Below are 548 nucleotides of genomic sequence, written 5' to 3'. Positions count from 1 at the left end.
AGTGATTAACTCCCGACCTCTCACACCACCGTACGTACGGTTCCGTATACGGCGGTTCAATTAAGATAAGTGACGCAAGATTTTATAACGTTCTTGTAGACTTTTAATCCCTCGGTTACTCCTATAAGAGTTGTCGAGGGTTTTGTGTAATATTGGACTATTTGAAATCCGCCAATAGCCTTTACGGCTATTTCCCCATTCATAGGCTTTCCATTCAGGAACACCTAAGGTTATAAGATTGCCAACTATTGTCTTTGGCTTTTTCCAATTTTTCCTCAGGCACATGCGAAGCCTTCTTCGAATCCAACCATCTAATTCACTGAAAGTAGTTTTCGTATCAGCTAGCGCAAAATATCCTCACCATCCTATCAAATATTGGTTTAGTTTCTGCATTCGATATTCGATTGGATATGGCATCTTTCTCGAGGTGATTTCTCGTACTTTCTTCTTCATTCGTTTTAGGCTTTCTTTTGCGATGCGAACTTTTGGCTCTTTGGAAGATGTGAAACTGAATCCTAGAAACTTCCGTTTCCATGGTCGGTCAACTG

At 40.7% G+C, this 548-nt stretch carries 1 pseudogene; it reads right to left on the bottom strand.

Annotated features, from left to right (window positions below):
• Nucleotides 1–60: 60 nt before the first annotated feature.
• Nucleotides 61–548, bottom strand: a pseudogene (locus tag BFU02S_RS16165) (group II intron maturase-specific domain-containing protein); the annotation flags it as partial.

This window comes from Neobacillus fumarioli NBRC 102428 (genome assembly GCF_001591485.1).
Taxonomy (GTDB): Bacteria; Bacillota; Bacilli; order Bacillales; family Cytobacillaceae; genus Neobacillus; species Neobacillus fumarioli.
The sequence above is the reverse complement of the archived record's forward strand: the minus strand, read 5'-3'. Positions and strand labels throughout refer to the sequence as shown.